This is a genomic window from Rhodococcus sp. NJ-530 (assembly GCF_003860625.1).
Taxonomy (GTDB): Bacteria; Actinomycetota; Actinomycetes; order Mycobacteriales; family Mycobacteriaceae; genus Rhodococcus_F; species Rhodococcus_F qingshengii.
Genome location: NZ_CP034152.1, coordinates 4,394,419 through 4,415,675 on the forward strand (window position 1 = coordinate 4,394,419; position 21,257 = coordinate 4,415,675).

The 21,257-nt window shown below is 63.8% G+C and carries 17 protein-coding genes; 10 read left to right on the top strand and 7 right to left on the bottom strand.

Features of this window, described 5'->3' with window-relative positions; genetic code table 11:
• Positions 1–4 precede the first annotated feature (4 nt).
• The gene (locus EHW12_RS20300) at positions 5–778 is read right to left on the bottom strand and encodes an ABC transporter ATP-binding protein (protein WP_003945134.1); all 774 of its coding nucleotides are present in this window, start codon (positions 776–778) and stop codon (positions 5–7) included.
• Between the two features lie 262 nt (positions 779–1,040).
• Here EHW12_RS20300 and EHW12_RS20305 point away from each other — a divergent pair, with 262 nt between their 5' ends.
• From EHW12_RS20305 to EHW12_RS20320, 4 genes are all read left to right on the top strand, one after another.
• Positions 1,041–2,603 (top strand): long-chain-fatty-acid--CoA ligase, encoded by a 1,563-nt coding sequence (locus EHW12_RS20305; RefSeq protein WP_047268989.1) that lies wholly within the window; start codon positions 1,041–1,043, stop codon positions 2,601–2,603.
• A gap of 22 nt (positions 2,604–2,625) precedes the next feature.
• Positions 2,626–3,036, top strand: a complete 411-nt coding sequence (locus EHW12_RS20310; RefSeq protein WP_047268988.1) for a YchJ family metal-binding protein — start codon at positions 2,626–2,628, stop codon at positions 3,034–3,036.
• A 56-nt stretch (positions 3,037–3,092) separates the two neighbouring features.
• Positions 3,093–3,689 (top strand): hypothetical protein, encoded by a 597-nt coding sequence (locus tag EHW12_RS20315; RefSeq protein WP_125051599.1) that lies wholly within the window; start codon positions 3,093–3,095, stop codon positions 3,687–3,689.
• A gap of 92 nt (positions 3,690–3,781) precedes the next feature.
• Positions 3,782–5,680 carry an ABC transporter ATP-binding protein gene (locus tag EHW12_RS20320; protein ID WP_125051601.1) on the top strand — a complete coding sequence of 633 codons (1,899 nt, stop codon included), beginning with the start codon at positions 3,782–3,784 and terminating at the stop codon, positions 5,678–5,680.
• A 101-nt stretch (positions 5,681–5,781) separates the two neighbouring features.
• Here the strand turns inward: EHW12_RS20320 and EHW12_RS20325 are convergent, their stop codons facing one another.
• Positions 5,782–7,557, bottom strand: a complete 1,776-nt coding sequence (locus EHW12_RS20325; RefSeq protein WP_003945121.1) for a DEAD/DEAH box helicase — start codon at positions 7,555–7,557, stop codon at positions 5,782–5,784.
• A 102-nt stretch (positions 7,558–7,659) separates the two neighbouring features.
• Here EHW12_RS20325 and EHW12_RS20330 point away from each other — a divergent pair, with 102 nt between their 5' ends.
• The 4 genes from EHW12_RS20330 to EHW12_RS20345 all read left to right on the top strand — a co-directional run bounded on the left by EHW12_RS20330 (position 7,660) and on the right by EHW12_RS20345 (position 11,921).
• A complete protein-coding gene (locus EHW12_RS20330) occupies positions 7,660–8,487 on the top strand; it encodes a carbon-nitrogen hydrolase family protein (protein WP_050656184.1) in 828 nt (275 codons plus the stop codon).
• A gap of 55 nt (positions 8,488–8,542) precedes the next feature.
• Entirely contained in the window at positions 8,543–9,169 is a 627-nt protein-coding gene (locus EHW12_RS20335; RefSeq protein WP_064075775.1) for a phosphoribosyltransferase family protein, read from the top strand.
• A gap of 126 nt (positions 9,170–9,295) precedes the next feature.
• On the top strand, positions 9,296–9,994 hold the full coding sequence (locus EHW12_RS20340; protein ID WP_058228429.1) for a hypothetical protein: 699 nt from the start codon (positions 9,296–9,298) through the stop codon (positions 9,992–9,994).
• Between the two features lie 139 nt (positions 9,995–10,133).
• Positions 10,134–11,921, top strand: coding sequence for a long-chain fatty acid--CoA ligase (locus EHW12_RS20345; RefSeq protein WP_042450345.1), 1,788 nt, complete (start codon positions 10,134–10,136; stop codon positions 11,919–11,921).
• A gap of 56 nt (positions 11,922–11,977) precedes the next feature.
• Here the strand turns inward: EHW12_RS20345 and EHW12_RS20350 are convergent, their stop codons facing one another.
• The 3 genes from EHW12_RS20350 to EHW12_RS20360 form a co-directional block, all read right to left on the bottom strand.
• The gene (locus tag EHW12_RS20350; RefSeq protein ID WP_241199014.1) at positions 11,978–12,964 is read right to left on the bottom strand and encodes an NAD-dependent epimerase/dehydratase family protein; all 987 of its coding nucleotides are present in this window, start codon (positions 12,962–12,964) and stop codon (positions 11,978–11,980) included.
• An 87-nt stretch (positions 12,965–13,051) separates the two neighbouring features.
• The gene (locus tag EHW12_RS20355) at positions 13,052–14,422 is read right to left on the bottom strand and encodes an FAD-linked oxidase C-terminal domain-containing protein (RefSeq protein WP_125051603.1); all 1,371 of its coding nucleotides are present in this window, start codon (positions 14,420–14,422) and stop codon (positions 13,052–13,054) included.
• On the bottom strand, positions 14,419–15,120 hold the full coding sequence (locus EHW12_RS20360) for an FCD domain-containing protein (RefSeq protein ID WP_073513009.1): 702 nt from the start codon (positions 15,118–15,120) through the stop codon (positions 14,419–14,421). The genes EHW12_RS20355 and EHW12_RS20360 overlap by 4 nt, the downstream gene beginning before the upstream one ends.
• A 92-nt stretch (positions 15,121–15,212) precedes the next feature.
• Between EHW12_RS20360 and EHW12_RS20365 the strand changes: the two genes are divergently transcribed.
• Positions 15,213–15,830 carry a cysteine hydrolase gene (locus EHW12_RS20365; protein ID WP_030536921.1) on the top strand — a complete coding sequence of 206 codons (618 nt, stop codon included), beginning with the start codon at positions 15,213–15,215 and terminating at the stop codon, positions 15,828–15,830.
• Between the two features lie 5 nt (positions 15,831–15,835).
• On the opposite strand, the gene EHW12_RS20370 is transcribed toward EHW12_RS20365, so the two are convergent.
• Complete coding sequence (locus EHW12_RS20370; RefSeq protein ID WP_003945142.1) at positions 15,836–16,477, bottom strand: alpha/beta fold hydrolase; 642 nt, start codon at positions 16,475–16,477, stop codon at positions 15,836–15,838.
• Positions 16,478–16,560: 83 nt separating this feature from the next.
• On the opposite strand from EHW12_RS20370, the gene EHW12_RS20375 reads away from it, so the two are divergent.
• Positions 16,561–20,004: a bifunctional RecB family nuclease/DEAD/DEAH box helicase gene (locus EHW12_RS20375; RefSeq protein WP_125051605.1), complete on the top strand. Its 3,444-nt coding sequence runs from the start codon at positions 16,561–16,563 to the stop codon at positions 20,002–20,004.
• Positions 20,005–20,033: 29 nt separating this feature from the next.
• Here EHW12_RS20375 and EHW12_RS20380 read toward each other — a convergent pair whose 3' ends face one another.
• On the bottom strand, positions 20,034–21,209 hold the full coding sequence (locus EHW12_RS20380) for an amino acid deaminase/aldolase (protein WP_007736155.1): 1,176 nt from the start codon (positions 21,207–21,209) through the stop codon (positions 20,034–20,036).
• Positions 21,210–21,257: the final 48 nt, after the last annotated feature.

Here is a 21,257-nt window from a genome sequence, read left to right on the forward strand (position 1 = left end):
GTGCTCAAGCCCCGGCTTCCACGTTCACGACCGCCTGCGGAGCGTCCAGACGCTTCATCCGGTCGAGGACCGAATCCGCCGTAGGCTCGCGCAATTCGTCGACGATCTTGCCGTCCGCGAGGAACACCACCCGGTCGGCATACGCCGCTGCCCGCGGATCGTGCGTCACGATCACCACGGTCTGGTTGAACTCGTCGACGGCCGCCCGCAGGATCGAGAGCACCTCACCGGAGGACTTCGAATCGAGGTTTCCGGTCGGCTCGTCGCCGAAGATGATCTCCGGCTGACCCGCCAGCGCACGCGCACACGCCACACGCTGCTGCTGACCACCCGAGAGCTCTCCCGGCCGATGATCGAGGCGATCCCCGAGACCCAGCTTGGTCAGGACGCTGTTCAACCAGGTCGGGTCCGCTTTGCGTCCCGCGATGTCGAGCGGCAACGTGATGTTCTCGAGCGCGGTCAGGGTCGGCACCAGGTTGAACGCCTGGAAAACGAAACCGATGCGATCGCGTCGCAATTGGGTCATCTGTTTGTCGGAAAGCGTCGTGAGTTCCGTGTCACCGATGAGAACAGAACCCGAACTGGCGGAATCCAGACCGGCGAGGCAATGCATCAGCGTCGACTTACCGGAACCGGACGGCCCCATGATCGCCGTGAACTCACCGCGGGCGAAATCTGCGGACACCGAACTGAGGGCGTGCACCTGGGTATCTCCGGTGCCGTAGGTCTTGGACAGGCCGACTGCGCGGGCCGCGACATCCTGGGCGTGCGAACTCATGATCGCCTTTCCTGTTCACTTCGGTGCTACTTTGCGGGCGTGACGGGCGCCCGTGAAAACACGGACGCCCGCAATGGTTGGTTCCATCCTGTCGGGTGGCGGGCGCGCCCGCCATCGGGGACCACCCTGATATCTGCGGCCGAGCCGGTCAGGGTCGGGGGAATGCGACCCCTCCTGCTTGTGCGCATTGACTGGAAACAGCGATACGAAGACCGGGCGCACATTAACCTTGTGACACCAATCACACGAGAGAGGCGGCCGAATGTCCGACGCCACCGCTGGAATCATTTTCGATCGGCTAGAGCACTGGGCGACGGTCAAGCCTGATCAAGCAGCGATGACCTTCCAAGGGACCGAATTCACGTGGGCTCAGTGGCGGGACCGCATCTTGCGTATCGCCGCCGCCCTCGCCGAATCAGGCATCGGTGCCGGCGACACTGTCGCGTTCGTCGACAAGAATCATCTGTCCTGTCTCGAAGTCACCTACGCCGCCTCACTACTCGGCGCCGCGAATGTCGTTCCCAACTGGCGACTTTCGAGCGAAGAGCTGGATTACGTTCTCGCGGACTGTGGCGCTCGCATTCTGTTCGTCGGCAGCGAACTACTCCCCCAGGTCGTCGCGATGCGAGACCGCTTGACGGCCGTCGAATCGATCTTCGCCGTCGGCGGTGAACACGACGAATTCGAGCCGTGGATCGACGAGGTCACACCGCTGCACTCCCGCCCCGAGGTGAGCCCCGATGCCACCGCTCTGGTTCTCTACAGTTCCGGGACGACCGGTCGCCCCAAGGGTGTCCAGCTCACGCATCGAAACCTGTTCGCGCACAGCAACAATGTCCTCGAAATCCTGCCGGCCCACGAGGATCACCGATTCTTGATCGCGATGCCGATGTTCCACGTCGGCGGAACGTGCTACGCCATCATGGCAATTCACACCGGTGGCCGCTGTTACTTCACGAGAGAAGCCGACGGACCGTCGATCTTCGCCGGTCTCGCCGCCGGAGCCAACATCGCCTTTCTCGTCCCACCGGTCATTGCCGGAGTCCTGGCCGCAGGCGAGCAGGCGGTCGCCGCCTTCAAAGCATTCAAACGCATCACCTACGGCGCCGCCCCCATGCCGCTCCCACTGTTGCGCGCGGCACTCGCAGCGTGGCCGGACACCGAATTCGTGCAGGTCTACGGCATGACCGAAATGGCAGGCGTCATTACCGCGTTGATGCCGGACGTTCACCGCGACGAGTCGCAGGTCGAGCGCATGGCATCAGCAGGTACGGCGATCCCCGGCGTCGAGATGCGCGTGGTGGACCCCGTCACGCTCGAGGACGTGCCCACCGGAACGACCGGTGAGCTGTGGTGGCGATCCGAACAGTGCACACCCGGATACCTGGGTAAGCCCGAGGCGACGGCCGAAACGATTACCGCAGACGGGTGGCTGCGTAGCGGCGACATGGGCCGCGCCGACTCCGGCGGGTTCGTCTTCATCGAGGACCGCCTCAAGGACATGATCATCACCGGCGGCGAGAACGTCTACTCCCCCGAGATCGAACGAGTACTGGTGGAGCATCCGGCAATCGCCGAGGTCGCGGTCATCGGCGTTCCCGACGACCGTTGGGGTGAAACCGTCAAGGCTGTCGTGGTTCTCACTCCCGAAGCGCAGATCGACGAAGCCGATCTGATCACGTACACCCAGGAACGTCTCGCAAAGTTCAAGTGCCCGACCAGTATCGACGTCGTCGAGATCCTTCCCCGCAATCCCACCGGAAAGATCCTCAAACGCGACCTCCGCAAACCGTACTGGGACAACCGCGAACACAAACTGGTCTGAGTTCGCGTGCTGTAATGGGGCGGTGACTTCGCGCCGCCCCACCACACCCAATCCGACCGATCCGTGCCCGTGCGGCAGCGGCAACGCGTTGGCCGAATGCTGCGGAAAGTACATCAGCGGTGAAGCGCACGCACCGACCGCCGAAACCCTGATGCGTTCGCGTTACACGGCTTTCGCTGCGATGGACGACGAATATCTCACGCGGACTTGGCATCCCGACCATCGCCCAGCCCAACTCGATCTCGACCCCGACCAGAAATGGCTCCGGTTGGAGATCCTGGACACCGAACGGGGCGGGCTGTTCGATTCCGACGGCGTCGTGGAATTTCGCGCTTACTACACATTCGGACGCGAGCGGGGAATGCTCCACGAACGCAGTCGATTTGCGCGAACAGAGGGTAAGTGGCTCTATGTCGACGGCGATATCGGTTAGGTAACTCCGGGCACCGCCGCCGCGGATCCCGATAACGCGAGCCCTACGATCGAGTCATGACAACGAACCGGACGAGATCATTTGCCGCTGTCGCTGCCATCGCAGTGGGCGTGAGCCTGACTGCCTGTTCGCAGGACGCGGAGACCACTCCCACGGCAGCCACCTCGGCCGTCACCTCGACCTCGACCTCGAGTGCAGCAGCGTCGACCACAGAACCAGTCCCGACGGACAGCTCCGACAAGACGTCGGCTGCGGGCACCGAATCCAAGCTCACCGTCGTCGACATCCGAGTGGGCGAGCACGACGGATTCGATCGTGTCGTCTACGAAATGGGCGGAACCGGCACACCCGGTTGGCGCGTCAAGTACGTCGACGCGGCGACGCAGGAAGGCAGCGGTAAGCCCGTGGACATCAAGGGTGCCGCAGTGATCCAGGTCCTGATCGACGGTTCCGCATATCCCTTCGACAGCGGAGTCGAGCAGTACTCCGGCCCCAACCCGGTCCCCGGCGTCGGCGGAGTCGTGACCGAGGTCAACGGGTCCAACGTCTTCGAGGGAGTCACGCAGTCGTTCATCGGCGTGACCGAGAAGCAGCCGTTCACGGTCACGACGCTCAGCAACCCTCCTCGCGTGGTGGTCGACGTGGCCCGCTGAGGCCGCACTTGACCTGAAGTTTGGTTGAGGTTCTACCTTCGTGTCGTACCGGCCACGTAATCTTCGTGGCCGGCGACCGGAGGGGCGAAGTCATGAGTATGGAAGTCACCGCGTGGAACGCGATGTACAACGCGATGCACGCGCAAGAAGATCGGCGCCCGTTCTCGAAGGCGACACTGAAGCGGATCGCGACGTTCGCAGTTCCACAGAAACGCAACCTCAGCTGGTACCTCGTACTGAGTGTCGTCACTGCTGCGCTTGCCGTGGCAACACCTGTCCTGGCCGGGCGCGTGGTCAACGCGATAGTCGGCGGCGACGCCGTCGACGTGGTCGTCAAACTTGCCGCCCTGATCGCACTGGTAGCACTTCTCGAAGCCGCTCTGGGACTGTTGACCCGGTGGCTCTCGGCCAGCATCGGCGAAGACCTGATCCTGCATCTGCGCACCACCGTCTTCGATCACGTCCAGAAGATGCCCATCGCGTTCTTCACCAGAACTCGAACCGGAGCACTGGTCAGCCGTCTCAACAACGACGTCATCGGCGCTCAGCGCGCCTTCAGCGACACCTTGTCCGGAGTGGTCAGCAATCTGGTCACCCTGGTGATCACGCTGATCGTCATGCTCGGGATCTCCTGGCAGATCACCGTCCTCGCGCTGCTACTTCTCCCGATCTTCGTCATCCCCGCACGGCGCATGGGCGCAAAACTTGCAGCACTCAATCGTGAAGCAGCCAACCATAATTCGCTCATGAGCACCCAGATGACGGAGCGGTTCTCCGCTCCCGGCGCGACTCTGGTCAAGCTGTTCGGCCGCCCGTCGCAAGAATCTGCGGAGTTCGCGGTTCGCGCCAGGCGTGTGCGCAACATCGGAGTCCGGACCGCAATGCTGCAGTCCGTCTTCGTCACAGCGCTGACGCTGGTCTCGGCCCTTGCTCTTGCCCTCGTCTACGGACTCGGCGGTTTCTACGCGCTGCGCGGACAGTTGGACGCAGGCGCCGTCGTGGCGATGGCATTGTTGTTGACGCGGCTGTACTCGCCGTTGACCGCACTGGCCAGCGCCCGGGTGGACGTCATGAGCGCCCTGGTCAGCTTCGAGCGGGTATTCGAGATTCTCGATCTGGCGCCGCTCATCACCGAGAAGCCCGATGCACGCACGGTGCCGCAGGGACCGGTGTCCGTCGAGTTCAAGAACGTCACTTTTGCATACCCATCCGCGGACAAGGTGTCTCTCGCGTCCCTGGAGGAAGTCGCGATCCTCGACACCCGCGGCGGCGAGGACGTGTTGCACGACCTGTCGTTCCGCACCGAAGCAGGACAGATGGTCGCCTTGGTCGGCACGTCCGGCGCCGGAAAGTCGACCGTGGCGCAGATGATTCCGCGCCTCTACGACATCGACTCCGGTTCGGTCGAGTTGGGCGGCGTCGACGTCCGAGACCTCAGTACCGATTCCATCCGGGAGACCGTCGGCATGGTCACGCAGGACGGGCACCTGTTCCACGAGAGCCTTCGATCCAACCTGCTCCTTGCGCGACCGGATGCCACCGAAGGGGATCTGCGTGAGGTTCTGGAGCGCGCACGGCTCACCGACCTGGTTGCGTCGCTGCCCGACGGACTGGAGACCGTGGTGGGTGAACGCGGTTACCGCCTCTCGGGCGGCGAGCGTCAACGCCTGACCATCGCACGCCTGCTCCTGGCCCAGCCTCGCGTCGTCATCTTGGACGAGGCCACCGCGCATCTCGACTCGACGTCGGAAGCTGCGGTTCAGGAAGCACTCGGCGAAGCACTCGCCGGGCGGACTGCGGTGGTGATCGCTCACCGATTGTCGACGATCCGTTCCGCGGACCTGATCCTTGTCGTCGAGGCAGGCCAGATCGTCGAGCGCGGCAACCATGAGGAACTGCTCGCGCGCGGCGGCCGCTACGCCGAGTTGTACCGCACGCAGTTCGACACCAACGCCCGGAAGAACGGCGCCCTCGCACCGACGCCGATCTGATACCGCGCAGCGCCTTGCCCCCCACACAGAAAACAGGCGCTGTCCTCCTCGCGGATGGCAGCGCCTGTTTCAGTCTTCATGACAGTCGTTGAAGCTGTAGGTCAGTCGTTGTAGCGATCGCGTCCGCCACCGCGGCGGTCGTCACGTCCACCACGATCGTCCCGGCCACCACGGTCGCCACGGCCACTCGGACGTCCCTGCGGCGGCCCGAAATCAGGCTGCAGCTGGATCAGGACGCCGGAGATGCGTGTGCGACGCAAAGCTTCGAGAGTCTCGTTGGAGAGGTCTGCCGGCAACTCGACGATGCTGTGATCCGGGCGAATGCTGATGTGCCCGAAGTCGCTTCGACGAAGCCCACCCTCGTTGGCGATGGCACCGACGATGGCACCCGGAACGACGCGGTGACGCTTGCCGACTGCAATGCGGTACGCGGCCAGCTCCTGGCCCTCGGGCCCACGCGAGCGCGGGGCCGGGCCATCGTCGAAACGACGGGGAGGACGTGGTTCACGAGGCTCGCGCTCACGACGCGGCGGTGCCGGCGGCTCGGGAGAAAGCAAGAATGCTTCGCCGTCGCGCGACTGCAACGCCAGAGCGGCAGCGATGTCGATGAGCGGAACGTCGTGTTCCTGGTCGTAGTCCTCGATCATCTTGCGGAACATCGCGAGATTCTCCGAGGCCAGGCTCTCGGTGATGGAGTCACCGAACTTGGCCACGCGCTGGGCGTTGACGTCGTCGACACTGGGAAGCTGCATCTCCGCAAGCGGCTGACGGGTCGCCTTCTCGATGGACTTGAGCAGATGACGCTCACGCGGGGCGACGAACAGCAACGCGTCACCCTGACGACCGGCGCGGCCGGTACGACCGATGCGGTGGACGTACGACTCCGTGTCATGAGGGATGTCGTAGTTGACGACGTGGGAGATTCGATCCACGTCGAGGCCTCGAGCAGCAACGTCGGTCGCGACGAGGATGTCGAGGGCGCCGTTCTTGAGCTGACCGATGGTCCGCTCACGCTGGGCCTGGACGATGTCACCGTTGATCGCGGCAGCCGAGTGCCCGCGGGCGCGCAGCTTCTCCGCCAGGTCTTCGGTGGCCTGCTTGGTACGGACGAAGATGATCATCGCCTCGAATGCCTCGACCTCGAGGACTCGGGTCAGTGCATCGAGCTTGCGCTGATGAGCAACCTGAATGTAGCGCTGCGTGATGTTCGAGGCGGTCGACGTCTTGGACTTGACGGTGATCTCGACCGGATTGTTCAGGTACTGCTTCGAGATCCGGCGAATCGAGCCGGGCATCGTTGCGGAGAACAGGGCGACCTGCTTGTCGCCGGGGGTGTCGCGGAGGATGCGCTCGACGTCCTCCTGGAACCCCATCTTGAGCATCTCGTCGGCCTCGTCGAGAACGAGGTACTTGAGATTGGTCAGATCCAGGGTGCCCTTTTCGAGATGGTCGATGACGCGACCCGGGGTACCGACGACGACGTGTGCGCCGCGGCGCAGGCCCGACAGCTGGACGCCGTAGCTCTGGCCACCGTAGATCGGCAGCACGTTGAGTCCGGGGATGTGCGCGGAGTACTTGCCGAATGCCTCGGCAACCTGAAGCGCCAGCTCACGCGTGGGAGCAAGCACCAGCGCCTGGGTCTGCTTGATCGACGTGTCGATCCGCGACAGGACTGGAACTGCGAAGGCTGCGGTCTTGCCGGTACCGGTCTGTGCGAGACCGACGACGTCCTTGCCTTCGAGCAGCGGCGGAATGGTGGCAGCCTGAATGGGCGAGGGCGACTCGTAGCCCACGTCTGACAGTGCCTTCAGTACCCGATCATCGATGTCGAGGTCGGCAAATGTTGGGGGTTCGGGGTCACGCTCAATATCACTCATTTGACCAGCAGTTTAGCGGATAGAGTATAGACACGACGACATACCGGGGGTGCTTTTACGACAGATCCACCCTCCCAGCGGGTTTCGCCTAGCGTAGGAAGCATGACCGAAGCCACCGCAGCCACCCCCTCCCAGACCGTTGTCGCGATTGCCCAATTCGCCCCGGGGACGGACAAGAAAGCCAACCTCGAATCACTGCGATCACTGGCTTCCGATGCAGCAGCACGCGGCGCGAAAGTTGTCGTGGCGCCGGAATACTCGATGTTCACCGCACCGAAGACGGATGAGCGTTTGATCGAGTCCGCGGAGGACCTGGACGGCGAATTCGGTTCGGCGCTGGCGTCGGTCGCCGCGGAGTTCGGAATCTTCCTCGTGGCAGGAATGAACGAGCGGATCGACGACGTGAGCAGAATCTCCAACACCCTCGTCGCGATGGACCCGAACGGCGAACTGGTGGCGACCTACCGGAAACTGCATCTTTACGACGCTTTCGGTTACCAGGAGTCGGCCGTGATCCGCGCGGGCGAGATCACCGAACCGCAGACTTTCGGGTGCGACGGCCTGACCTTCGGCCTCCAGACCTGCTACGACCTGCGCTTCCCGGAAGTCACCCGGCGCATCGTCGACGTCGGCGCAGACATCTTGCTCCTGCCCGCCCAGTGGGTGCCGGGGCCGCTCAAGGAAGACCACTGGACCACTCTCGTGCGCGCCCGGGCCATCGAGAACACGATGTACATCGCAGCGGCAGATCAGAGCGCGCGCGGCGGCGCGGGTGCCAGCATGATCGTGGACCCGATGGGCGTCGTGATGTGTTCACTTGGCGAGCAGGTCGGGGTCGCCACCGCACTCGTTTCGGCTGCTCGCATCGCCGAGGTACGCGAGAAGAATCCCGCTCTCGCGCTGCGGAGGTTCACAGTCTCGTCGCGGTGACCTGCAGCGAGTAGCGTCGAACTGGTCGGGGTTCGAGCTTCTCGAGGACAACGCAGTGACCCAGTATCGGGATCGATCTTCCGCCGGCAAATTTCTGGCCGGGCGGCTCGAGACCTTGCGTATCGACAAGCCCGTCGTTCTCGGACTCCCACGCGGCGGAGTTCCGGTCGCAGCCGAGGTGGCTGCGGCACTGAACGCTCCGCTCGACATCGTGGTGGTGCGCAAGCTCGGCAGTCCGTACAACCCGGAACTGGCGATGGGCGCCATCGGTGAGGGCGGCGTGCGGGTCCTCAACCACGACGTCATCGCAGCGGTTCGCGTCTCGAAAAGAGAACTCGTCGCCGTCGAACGCGACGAGCGAACCGAATTGGAACGGCGGGCGCATCTCCTGCGCGAGGGGCGGACCCCGGTTTCCCTCCACGGACGCACTGCGGTGATCGTCGACGACGGAATGGCTACGGGCGCGAGTGCCGCCGTTGCCTGCCGATGCGCGCGCACCGCGGGTGCTGCCTCCGTGATCGTCGCGGTCCCAGTAGCGTCCCCCGAAGCCATGAGAGTGATCGCGTGCTCCGCCGATCGGGTCGTCTGCCCCTTCGTTCCTGCCCTGTTAGGCGGCGTCGGTGCTGCATTCGAGGACTTTCATCAACTCAGCGACGACGAAGTGCTGTCCTTCCTCGCTTGAGTGCACACCTCTCCAGCCTGAGCACAGTCCAAGAGATCTCTGCGAATTTGTGATGTGTGCAACATTTCGCTCCTCGGTGCCGATAGCCCAAATGGAACAAAAAGAATTCGGCTTTCTGGAGGAACCGTGACCATCTCGACCGATACCGTCGACGCCGTCGCAGCTGCGTGCCGTGACCGCCTGGGCGACCCTTCCGCCTGGGTTGCGTCAGACGCTTATCGACAGAGCCTCGCCCTGTGCATCATCGAATCCGTTCAGTCCACGTCGGGTCACAGCGAAGTGACCGTCGTCGATCGCTACCTGGCGTACCGGAAAGCCCGCGAGGACAAACCCGTCACGGATGGCGCACGCGAACTACTCCGCACCTTCGAGGAAGCCGGCAGTTCGGACCAGTGGGCAGGCAAGATCGGCTCGTACAAGCGTCGCTACACGGCGACGGGTGTCCCGATCGAGGCACGGCACATCCAACAGGTCGCCGAGAAACTCCATCACTTGCGGATCAACAGCGTCGAGGACCTGCTGTCGGCCGCCGATTCCGACAACGCTCTCGACGCCGTTCACCATGCCTGGGTGGACGCGTGCGGAGACGGTTCCGAAGTGACCTGGGCCCACCTGTTGATGTTGGCCGGAATTCCGCACACCGATCTGGGGACCGCTGCCGACACCTTCATCAGCGCGACACTCGGCACCACCGAGTTGCCGGGAGACACCTCGGAGATCCTTGCAGCTACTGCAGAGCAACTCGGAGTGGATCCGGACCGATTGGACTACGCAATTCGGCGGTGGCTGTCCGTGCACGGTCGCACGCTCCAACACGTCGCCTGAGTACCTGTAAACAGGCGGTCACACTAAACTGCAGGTCAGCGCCCGACCAGTTCTACCGAATAGTAACGACAGTGCAAAATGACGACTAATGTGATGCAATGCACATCAGAAATGTCAGTAGTCACTGGAGGGGTCAATAGTGCGCGAGTTCTCAGTTCCACAGTCGTTCTCAATTCCGGAGAACGTATCCATGGCCGACTCCGTGTTCCGTCACGCCGAAGAAGACCCCACATTCGTGCCGTTCAAGAGGCCGTCGAACGGTGGATGGGTCGACGTCACTGCAGCTGAATTCGCGAAGCAGGTCTCCGCAGTTGCCAAGGGCCTGATCGCGTCAGGTGTCGAGCTCGGCGACCGCGTCGCTATCCTGTCAGCGACGCGCTACGAGTGGGTCGTTCTCGACTACGCCATCTGGACTGCGGGCGGATGCACCGTCGCGATCTACGAGACCTCCTCCCCTGATCAGGCGCAGTGGATCCTCGAGGATTCAGCGACAACACTTCTGGTCGTCGAAACGGCCAAGCACGCGGAGACTCACAAGGAAGTCACCGACGGCGCAGAAGCCCTCCGCGAGGTTCTTGTCATCGAGTCGGGTGCGATCGACGAGCTGTCCAGTCGCGGTTCGGCAATCACCGACGAAGAACTGCACACTCGTCGTCACCAGGTCACCGCTGCCTCGCCCGCGACCCTGATCTACACCTCCGGAACCACCGGACGCCCCAAGGGTGTCCAGCTGACGCACTCCAACTTCTACGCCGAGTCCAACGCCTGCCGCCTGGCGATGCCGGAGTCCATGGTCCCCGGCAAGAAGACTCTGATGTTCCTGCCGCTTGCCCACGTATTCGCGCGAGCGATCTCCTTCGGCGCTTTCGACGCCAAGGTCACCGTCGCCCACACGTCGGACCTGACGACGCTGCTCGAGCAATTCGCCGGCTTCAAGCCCAACTTCATCCTCTCGGTGCCCCGCGTGTTCGAGAAGGTGTACAACTCGGCTCGCCAGAAGGCAGTCGACGGCGGTAAGGGCAGCATCTTCGACAAGGCTGCTGCCACCGCCATCGAATACAGCGAATCCCTCGAAAAGGGTGGCCCCGGCCTGGCACTCAAGCTCAAGCACGCGGTATTCGACAAGCTCGTCTACTCGAAGTTGCGTGCAGCTCTGGGTGGCGAGTGCGAGCGTGCAGTCTCCGGTGGCGCAGCCCTCGGCGCGCGCCTCGGCCACTACTTCCGCGGCGTCGGCATCCCGATCTACGAGGGCTACGGACTCACGGAGACCAGCGCCGCAATCACCGTCAACACCTCGAGCGCGCAGCGCGTCGGCACCGTCGGCAAGCCGATCAACGGCCATGCAGCACGGATCGCCGAGGACGGCGAACTCCTCCTGCAGGGCCCGGTCGTGTTCGCCGGCTACTGGCACAACGAGAAGGCCACTGCCGAATCCATCGTCGACGGCTGGTTCCACACCGGCGACCTCGGCTCGATCGACAACGAGGGCTACGTCTCCATCACCGGACGCAAGAAGGAAATCATCGTCACCGCGGGCGGCAAGAACGTCGCACCGGCAGGCCTCGAAGATTCCCTGCGCGCGCACGCTCTGATCAGCCAGTGCCTCGTCGTCGGCGACGGTCAGCCGTTCATCGGTGCACTGATCACCCTCGATCCGGAGACTCTGCCCGGTTGGGTCGAGCGCAACGGCCTGCCCGCCGGCACCCCGATTGCCGATCTGGTGAAGAACGCCGACCTGATCGCCGAGATCGACTCGGCCGTTGCCGACGCGAACAAGAAGGTCTCCAACCCCGAGCAGATCAAGAAGTACACGATCCTCGAGGTCGACTTCACCCAGGAGACCGGTGAATTGACGCCGACGCTCAAGCTCAAGCGCAACATCATTCACGAAGCTCACAAGACCAAGATCAGCGACCTGTACGCCTGATCGATCGTCTTTCACGAGTCTGGCCCGGTTCGAATGCGAACCGGGCCAGACCCGTTTCACTGTCCGGCGGAGAGTAGTTCCTTTTCGATCTCGGATGGAAGGCCGTGCACCGCACGATCCTCCCGCTGAGTCGGCAGAGTTTCCCGCTGCATCCACTCCCAGGTATCGCGCACGGTGTCTTCGACGGGCCGGCACCGCAGCCCTGCTTGCCCCGCCTTGGCGGTGTCGGCTTCGAGGAAGCCCGCGAACTCACCCTCCTGCGGCACCCAACACGGAAGTTGTGTCCACGGCTGCGCTCCAGCGGCCGCCAGCCTGTCCTCGTCGATCCACACGAGTTCAGCGTCCGAACCGGTGGCAACCACGCACGCCTGGAGGAGTCCGGAGGTAGTGGTGTGGCCGGACGGGCTGATGACGTCGTATGCCCCGCTGATCCCGGCGGCCAGTCCGGACAGGACAAAGGTTGCGATGTCGCGGGCATCGACGTACTGCAACGGTCTGGTCGGCACTCCGGGAGCAACGACACGTCCGCCCGCCGCGATACGCTGCAGCCACCACGGCAACCGCCCGATGTCCTCGCGCGGGCCGAGGATCAACCCTGCCCTCGCGAGTAACGCGTCCGGGAAGGATTCCAGGACAGCGAGTTCGGCCCCGCGTTTGGCGGACGCGTAATCGCTGTAGTCATCGGAGGTCGCAGATGCGGCCACCACTGGTGAGGTCTCGTCTACGTGCAAGCCCCATTGGTAGACGGACCCACTGGAGATGTATGCGTACCGGTCGACGTGACCGAGTAAGACGCGCGCATTTTCCCCGATCACTCGGGGGCTACCCGACCAGGTGTCGACGACAAGATCCCATCGACGATCACCGAGCGCATCAACCATCGCACGCTGATCGGTGCGATCCGCGAACAGGACCTCCGCTGTAGGTGGTGGCGCTCCGGTGAGCCCACGATGGAGCACTGTCACCTCCCAGCCCCGGACCAAAGCGTCATCGACGAGAGCGTGGCCGAGGAACCGTGTTCCTCCGAGCATCAACAGCTTCATGAGGGCCATCGTCACTTGAAAAGCGTCGTGCGGCAACACGTTCGTCTGGTAGCGCAATTTCCGGCGACTGAGGCACGGACGAACCGCTCAGATACCTCGTCCGGGATTGAGAATGTTCTTCGGATCGAATGCGGCCTTGACTGCAAGCATCATTTCGCGTTCGGTCTGGCCGACCATGTCCGCCATGTACGGCGCTTTGAGAACCCCGATACCGTGTTCACCGCTGATCGTTCCGCCCAACGCCAGTGCGCCGGCAACGATGTCGTCGAAAGCTCCGCCCGCACGATCCTGCGCACCCGATTCGGCAGCGTCGAACACGATGGTCGGGTGGAGATTGCCGTCGGCGGCGTGACCGAAGGTTCCGATCGTGACGCCGTGGCGATCGGCCGCTTCACGAATGCATTCCAACATGGACGGCAACGCCGGCACCGGCACCGCGACGTCGTCGAGAAGTACCGTGCCCAACGCCTCGAGAGCCGGCAAGGCCATGCGGCGCGCGGCGGTGAACTCTTCACCTTCCACCGGATCGTCGGTGTGGAAAACCTCTCGGGCCCCGGCACTTTCGCACGCCGCGGCGCAGTCCGCTGCCTCGGCGGCCGCCGACCTACCGTCGCACTGGATGAGCAGCATCGCCCCGGCCGATTCGTCCAGCCCCATCTTGGTCAGCCGATTGACGGCGCCGATGGTGACGTCGTCCATCAACTCCATCTGACACGGTTCGGCCACTGCCGACACGGCGAGGACGGCATCAATCGCGGACTCCGCGGAATCGAAGAAGGCGACCACAGTGGTCGCGGCAGTGGGCGCCGTACGCAACCGCATCGTGGCTTCGACGATGACCGCGAGAGTGCCCTCCGACCCGACGAGCAGATGTGTCAAGTCCAGCCCCGCAACGTTTTTGCGCGTCCGTGCACCGGTACGGATCACACGCCCGTCGGCGAGTACCGCCGTCAGGGCCGCAACGTGATCACCGGTGACGCCGTACTTGGCGCAACAGATGCCGCCTGCATTTGTCGCCAGATTGCCGCCGATACTCGAGATGGACCGGCTTCCCGGATCCGGTACGTACCAAAGACCCTGCTGTGCAGCAGCTTCCGCCAGGTCACCGTTGATCACTCCGGGCTCCACCGTGGCGGTGCGCGCGGCAGGATCGATCTCGAGAATTCGATCCATGCCCGCGACGCTCAAGACGATGCACCCGTCGAGCGCATTGGCAGCGCCGGCCAACCCGGTACCCGCCCCTCGTGTCACCACCGGAACGGCGAGTTCGTGGGCCACCGTCATGACCGCAACGACGTCGTCGACCGTCTTCGCCTTGACCAGCGCGGCGGGCCTTCCGGCTGCGGTGAGCAGTGATTGATCCCGGACGTACGCACCCATTCGGTCGGGATCGGTTGTCGCCCTGTCCCCCACCGCTTTCTGCAGACGCTCGCCCAACAGATCGATACTCGTGGTCATTGTGTTCGTCCTTCGTAGAATCCGCGCACATGGCGCTCGACCAAAACGGCAGCCTCGTCAACTGCACCGCGCTCGATCGCGTCGGCGATACCCTCGTGCTCTGCCAGCAGTGCGCCGAGCGTGGCCGCCGAGTTCTCGCGCGAGTCGAGTTCACTCAGCAGGTAGCCGGCGATGCTGTCGCGGAGAACCGTCATGACCAACCCGAACGCCTTGTTCCCGCCGGCTCCGGCCAGCGCAACGTGAAAGTCGACATCGGCGTCGTGGAATGCGACCGAGTCGTCGGCAAGGGTTGCGACGCGCATCCGCTCGATCGCAGCCCGGGCGCCGTTCGGCACCGCGACGACAGTGCGCAGCGCAGCAGCTTCGAGCAGCACTCGCAATTCGACAAGATCGCCCAATGGAACTGCACCCACCTGCAACGCCGTGCTGAGAGCTGTGGCTGCGGAATCGGCCGTATGCTCGTGCGTCACCCGAGGCCTGGCAGTAGAAGTGGTGTCCGCGCCGGTCAACAATCCCTGCGCTTGCAGGACCCGAAGGGCCTCACGGACCGTCGATCGACCCACCGAGAACGTCTGCGCGAGTTCCTGTTCGGTGGGCAATGCCTCGCCGACGGGAAGCGAGCCGTCGAGTATGGCAGCACGGATTCTTCCCGACACGGCAAGGCTGAGCGGCATGCGCGACAACGGAGTCGTATCCATGCCGCGACGCTACCACCCCTTGCCTGCTTGTCTGACAAACTGTTTAATTGAGGAGATTCGTGACCCGGACCACAACAGAGAAGGTGCCGACCATGACCGACAAGCTCGAATTGGATCCCGCGACCACCGCCGTCGTGCTCATCGAGTACCAGAACGACTTCACCACCGAGGGCGGTGTTCTTCACGAGGCCGTCGCACCGGTCATGGAATCGAACGGACTCCTCGCGAACACCGCCGCGCTGGTCGATGCGGCCCGTGCGGCGGGTGTCACCGTGATGCACGCACCGATCACCTTCGCCGAGGGGTACAACGAAATCACCTCGCATCCGTACGGAATCCTCAAGGGCGTCGTCGACGGAAAGGCCTTCGTGAAGGGTTCGTGGGGCGCCGCTATCGTCGACGACCTCACTCCGAAAGACGGCGACATCGTCATCGAGGGCAAGCGTGGACTCGACACTTTTGCCAGCACCAACCTCGATTTCATTCTGCGCAGCAAAGGAATTCGCACGATCCTTCTCGGCGGTTTCCTGACCAACTGCTGCGTCGAATCGACCATGCGCACCGGATACGAGAACGGTTACCGGGTCATCACACTCACCGATTGCGTGGCAGGCACTTCGGTCGCCGAACACGAGAACGCGATCACCTACGACTACCCGATGTTCTCGCACCCCGTCACGTCGAAAGAGGTGCTCGGCGCGCTCTCCTGAGAGGACTACCTGGAATGCGCGAGAAGGAATTCACGGCTGACGTTGGTGACACTGGCGTGAACCTTCTCGTGCAGCAGGTCGTGACCGGCGTCCTCGAACTCGCGCATCTCGACGTTGCGCAGCGTCCGCGCCCAGTCCCGGACGGGATCGACCGGGGCGATCCGGTCGTCGGTACCGTGAACGACCAGGACTGGGATGCCCGCGTCGGAGAGTTCCGCCCACCCGTGTTGCTCGACCGCACTGCGCGGGATGCCGCACAGCACTGCGGAGGCAAAATCGTGATCGCGATGAGCCAGCATCGTCAGCGCCGTCACGGCACCTAACGAATGACCCATCACCGCCTGCGGAACTTCGGGCAGTTCCGCCAAGGCGATGTCAGCCAGCGCGGCTGCATCGGCAGCAAGATCGGAGAGCGGAGCCCCGACTCCCGGATCACCCTCCGACAAACCGTGCCCGGTGTGATCGATCGCCCACACGTCGATCCCCGACGCCGTCATTGCGCCCGCGAAGCGGTGATACTGGCCGCTGTGCTGGCCGAGACCGTGCAGAAAGACCAGTGACACCGTGGGCACCGCACCCCCTGCCGCCGGCCAATGCCGAAAGTGCACCTGACCGGTTCGTCCGTCGAAGAAAGGCATGATCGTCATTCTGCACGCCGCTACCGATATCCGCGGCTCGTGAGCGATTACTGGTGGGTTGCCTTGTCGGTGAGCGATGGCACAATCGCCCTGTGTTCCTACTCGATGATCAGATCGTCTACAGCGCCAGCGACCTCTCGGCTGCGGCCTCGTGCGAGTTCGCACTGCTGCGGCAACTCGACGCCCGAACCGGTCTGATCGCGGCCGAGGCCGCCGAGGCGGATCCGATGCTCGAACGGACGTCGAGCCTCGGCGACTCGCACGAGCGCGAACAGCTTCAGAAGTTCATCGATCACCACGGAGACGGCGTCGTCGTCATGCCGCGACCGGAACACTCACGCGCAGGCCTGACCGCTGCCACGTTGGCCACCGTCGAGGCAGCACGATCGGGCGCGCCAGTCATTTATCAGGGAACCTTTTTCGACGGCCGATTCCTCGGGTTCTGCGATTTCCTCGTCCGCGAAGGCGACACCTACGCGGTCTACGACAGCAAGCTCTCCCGGCACGCCAAGGTGTCGGCACTTCTACAACTCGCCGCATACGCGGATGCGTTGGAGCGCAATGCAATTGCCGCCTCCGATCAAGTTCATCTACTGCTAGGCGACGGCAGCACGTCGTCGCACGACATCGGAGACATCGCGCCGGTATTCGCGGCACGTAGAGCTGAACTCGAACGAGTCCTCGACGAGCACCGCGCCGAGGGGAAACCGACACAGTGGCTCGACGATCGGTACCTGCGTTGTGGTCGATGCGACACCTGCAGCGTCGAGGTCGAAAGCCATCGAGACCTGCTGCTGGTTGCGGGCGTCCGCGGCAATCAGCGTGAACAGCTGATCGTCTCGGGGATCACGACAATCGACGAACTCGCCGCGAGCACCGGCCCAATCGAGGGCATCCGCCGGGAAACACTCGACAAACTCCGTGCACAGGCCGCGGTTCAACTACGCCAGGAACTGTCCGGCGACGCCGAATTCGAGGTCTACGAACCCTCGGCGCTCGGCGGACTCCCCATCCCCGACGACGGCGACATCTTCTTCGACTTCGAGGGCGATCCGCTCTGGGCCGAGGACGGGTCCACCGATTGGGGGTTGGAGTATCTGTTCGGTGTGGTCGAAGGGCCTGCGGACGACTACGTGTTCAAGCCGTTCTGGGCACACGATCGCGAGGGTGAGCGCCAGGCGCTCCTCGACTTCCTCGATTACGTCACCGCGCGTCGAGAAGCTCATCCAGGCATGCACATCTACCACTACGCCGCGTACGAGAAATCGGCGCTGTTGCGCTTGGCCGCACGTCACGGTGTCGGCGAGCAGACCGTGGACACCCTGCTCAGCGAGAACGTGCTCGTCGACCTGTACCCGATCGTCCGCGCGTGCCTGCGGATCGGACAACGCTCGTACAGCATCAAGAAACTCGAGCCGCTCTACATGGGTGAGCACGGCCGCGACGGCGACGTGACCAATGCCGCCGCTTCGGTTGTCGCTTATGCCGACTACTGCGAATTGCGCGACGGCGGACAAGCCGACCAGGCCCGGGAACTTCTTCAGGGCATCTCCGACTACAACGAATACGACTGCGAATCCACTCTGCGCCTGCGCGATTGGCTTGCCGAGCGCGCCGCAGAACACGGCGTCGAACTTCGTGAGCCGACCGGGCAGATCAAGATTCCACTCGAGGAGCTCACCGAATCGGAGATCGCGCTCCGCGAATTCGCAGGACACAAGGCAGGTTCGGCGCGTACCCCCGATCAGCAGGCAGCTGCTCTACTGGCTGCTGCGGTGGGGTACCACAATCGCGAGCGGAAGCCGTACTGGTGGGCCCACTTCGACCGATTGGTCACACCGATCGAAGACCTGGTGGACATCCGCGACGTCATGGTGGTCGAACAGTCCGAAATCGAAGCGGACTGGCACAAGAGCACCGCGCGGCAGAAGAAGTTTCGTCGCCACATCCAATTGACCGGAAGTTTCGGCACCGGAACATCTTTGAGTCCGGGCAGTGATTTGTTCGCTCTCTACGCAACCCCCTCCCCCGATGCCGTTGCAAGCGAGAACCCCACCCAACGCGGCACCAGCAGCGTCAAGGTCACCGCCGTGGTCAAGTCCGAAGGGCTCGACGTGGTCACCGTGGAAGAACTGCTCAGCGGTGACGAATACCTCGATTCCCCGGTCGCGTTGGCACCTGGTCGTCCGATTCCCACCGGACGCATGGAGAAGTCCATCGCCGCTGCCGCGTCCGACGCCAGCGAGAGCCTGCCCGAACTGCCACACATCGCGGCAGTCGACATTCTCAGGCGCAGCACCCCGAGAACCCTCTCGGGTTCACCGCTGCCACCTGTCGGCACCGACAACAACTACGCCGACGCCATCACCGCCGCACTTCTCGACCTCGACGATTCCTACGTGGCGGTGCAAGGTCCTCCCGGTACCGGCAAAACCTACACGGGCGCTCGTGTCGTCAAGACACTGATCGAACAACACCATTGGCGAATCGGCGTGGTGGCACAATCACATTCGGTGGTCGAGAACATGCTTGGCGGCATTCTGAAGGCCGGCGTGGACCCCGCACTGGTCGCAAAGAAGGGCAGCCGCAGCAAGACCGCGGAATGGCAGGACATCGCGTCCGAGGAATACGCCGGATTCATCGCCGAAGCGGAAGGCGTCGGCTGCGTCATCGGCGGCACTGCATGGGACTTCGCGAATACCGATCGTGTTCCCGCCGGCAGTTTGGACTTGCTCGTGGTCGACGAGGCAGGTCAATTCGCGCTGGCGAACACCATTGCCGTCGCGATTTCCGCGCGAAACCTGTTGCTGCTGGGCGACCCGCAGCAGTTGCCGCAGGTGAGCCAAGGTACTCACCCCGAACCTGTCGACGAATCGGCACTCGGTTGGCTCGCCGAGGGACACGGCGCACTGCCACCCGAACTCGGCTACTTCCTCGAGAAAACGTGGCGGATGCACCCGGATCTGTGTGCGCCCGTGTCCGCATTGTCGTACGAGGGCAAGCTGCGTTCCCAGGAAACCGTCAGTGCGGCAAGGAAGCTCGACGGACTCGCTGCCGGAGTACACACGGTGTTCGTCGATCACCGCGGCAATTCCACCTACTCCCCGGAAGAGTCCCAGGAAATCGTTCGCCAGATCCAGGGCCTTCTCGGCACGCCTTGGACCGACCCGAGCGAGTTCGAGGGAACCAGGCCGCTGGAGCAGTCGGACATTCTCGTGGTCGCGGCGTACAACGCCCAGGTGGGCACCGTCGAGCGCGATCTCACCGAGGCCGGTCTCACGGAGGTCGAGGTCGGGACCGTCGACAAGTTCCAGGGCCGCGAGGCTGCGGTGGCAATCGTGTCGATGGCCGCATCTGCCGTCGAGGACGTCCCGCGAGGGATGTCGTTCCTGCTGTCGCGAAACCGTCTCAATGTTGCCGTCTCACGCGGCAAGTGGTGCGCGATCATCGTTCGATCGCACGCGTTGACGCAGTACATGCCCAGTACGCCTGCGGGATTGGTCGAACTGGGTGCATTCATGAGGCTGACGAGCTAGCCGAAGCCTGTCTTACCTGAAGCACTGCCCTACCCGAAGCACTGCCCTTCGCCGCGATAGGTGGGAACCGAGGTTCGGGTGCCGTCGGCTTCGACCACGTACACGCGGTCGAAGCGCTCGCACAGCTCGCCGGCCTTGGCGTGACGGAACCACACGCGGTCGCCGATCGCGATGTTTCCGGCTTCCTTCCCGGTGACCGGCGTCTGGACTTCGCCGGCTCCTTCGTTGCGGAGCAGTTTGAGACCAGCGGGCCAGACCGGTGACGGAACGCGGGTGGCTCCGGCAGGTCCCGACGCGATGTATCCGCCGCCGAAAAGGGTCGTGACCGACGGCGTCGGTTTGCGCACGGCCGACAGCGCGAAGAACAGCGCCGGATCGGGACGGAAGGCACGGTAGCGGTCGAACAGGGTCGGTACGTACAGTCCGGAGCCTGCTGTTACCTCGGTCACCACAGGATCGGCCGAGCTGACCTCCAGCGACCCCGTACCGCCGCTGTTGACGATCTCGAGTGCACCCACGGCATCGGTGACGGCCGCGACCACAGCGCCCCTTCTGGACGCCAATTCGCGGGCAGAGGCTTTCTTGACCCAACCGATCGGAGCACTGGTGTCAGGAAGGCCGGCAATCTGGGCTTCGTAGAACATCACTCCGACGACGGAGAATCCGCGTTGGCGCGCACGCGCCGCGAGTGCGGCGACCGCGCCAGGTTCGCGCAGTGGCGAGCGTCGTACGCCCAGATGGATCGGGCCGATCCGCAGTGACGCGTCGACGTCGAGACACACGCGGACAGGCGCATCCCCCGTCGACGCCGAACGAATGAGGTCCAACTGCGCATCGTCGTCGACCATCAAGGTGATCGATGCGAGAGCGGTGTCGTCGGCAGCGAGATCCGCGATGGCGCCACGATCGGCGGTCGGGTACCCCATCAGGATGTCCCGTGCGCCGAGCCCGACCAGCCACAGAGCCTCGCGCAGTGAGTACGCCATGATTCCGCGGAATCCGCCGGACGCGGTCAGTGTGTCGCCGAGAGTTTCAGCCAGAACCGTCCGACAACGAACCGATTTGCTCGCCACTCGCACCGGGGTTCCACCGGCGCGGCGCACCAGGTCGGCTGCATTACTGCGCAGTGTGGTCAGATCCAGAGCAGCCAGAGGCGGGTCGAGTTCTCGCGTGGCAGCAGTGAGTCGATCAAGGGTCCTGGTCACAGATGATCCAATCGTCGCGGCGTGCGACCAGTCAATCACCCATCCTGG

Excerpts from the sequence above, each read along its gene's own strand:
- EHW12_RS20300 (WP_003945134.1), bottom strand. The coding sequence starts at position 778 with ATGAGTTCGCACGCCCAGGATGTCGCGGCCCGCGCAGTCGGCCTGTCC.
- EHW12_RS20305 (WP_047268989.1), top strand. The coding sequence starts at position 1,041 with ATGTCCGACGCCACCGCTGGAATCATTTTCGATCGGCTAGAGCACTGG.
- EHW12_RS20315 (WP_125051599.1), top strand. The coding sequence starts at position 3,093 with ATGACAACGAACCGGACGAGATCATTTGCCGCTGTCGCTGCCATCGCA.
- EHW12_RS20320 (WP_125051601.1), top strand. The coding sequence starts at position 3,782 with ATGAGTATGGAAGTCACCGCGTGGAACGCGATGTACAACGCGATGCAC.
- EHW12_RS20325 (WP_003945121.1), bottom strand. The coding sequence starts at position 7,557 with ATGAGTGATATTGAGCGTGACCCCGAACCCCCAACATTTGCCGACCTC.
- EHW12_RS20330 (WP_050656184.1), top strand. The coding sequence starts at position 7,660 with ATGACCGAAGCCACCGCAGCCACCCCCTCCCAGACCGTTGTCGCGATT.
- EHW12_RS20350 (WP_241199014.1), bottom strand. The coding sequence starts at position 12,964 with ATGAAGCTGTTGATGCTCGGAGGAACACGGTTCCTCGGCCACGCTCTC.
- EHW12_RS20355 (WP_125051603.1), bottom strand. The coding sequence starts at position 14,422 with ATGACCACGAGTATCGATCTGTTGGGCGAGCGTCTGCAGAAAGCGGTG.
- EHW12_RS20360 (WP_073513009.1), bottom strand. The coding sequence starts at position 15,120 with ATGGATACGACTCCGTTGTCGCGCATGCCGCTCAGCCTTGCCGTGTCG.
- EHW12_RS20365 (WP_030536921.1), top strand. The coding sequence starts at position 15,213 with ATGACCGACAAGCTCGAATTGGATCCCGCGACCACCGCCGTCGTGCTC.
- EHW12_RS20370 (WP_003945142.1), bottom strand. The coding sequence starts at position 16,477 with ATGACGATCATGCCTTTCTTCGACGGACGAACCGGTCAGGTGCACTTT.